This window comes from Vibrio sp. 1069, from assembly GCF_033340555.1.
On the sequence record NZ_JAWOWP010000976.1, the window covers coordinates 1 to 511 of the forward strand.

The following is a 511-nucleotide window of genomic DNA, read 5'->3' on the forward strand; positions in this document are numbered from 1 at the left end:
TTCAATTAATTCGCTTGGGATGTATTGGTCAACGTTTCCGTCGGCATAAAGCGCACGCGCCAATGGCACTTTTTGCATTACTGGCACGCCTTCTTCTCGTGCAATTGCAATCATGCGTTTAGCCATCGCATCGGTTTCCATCAGAGTGATCACAGGTAAAGGTGTTTCGCCTTTTTTGTAGTACAGACCAACCGCGATGTGAGTCGGGTTCGTTACTAATACGTTGGAGCGCTTAACGTTTTCGCGTTGATTAGAAGCTTGAAGTTCTTGATGAAGCTGACGGCGTTTACTTTTGATTTCCGGGCTGCCTTCCATCTCTTTGTATTCACGTTTTACTTCGTCCTTGCTCATTTTGAGCTTCTTCGTGTGGTCAAACTTCTGGTAGGCAAAATCTGCCGCAGCGATCACGACAAAACCAACCGATGAAATGATCATCAATTGTTTAATCATGACTCCCGTCACCGCAGGGACACATTCCAATCCACAAGTTGGAATTTGCATTAAGGTGTTG

The 511-nt window shown here is 45.4% G+C and carries 1 pseudogene; it reads right to left on the reverse strand.

Annotated features, from left to right (window positions below):
* Positions 1–511, reverse strand: a pseudogene (gene vscU, locus R7040_RS30125) (SctU family type III secretion system export apparatus subunit VscU); the annotation flags it as partial.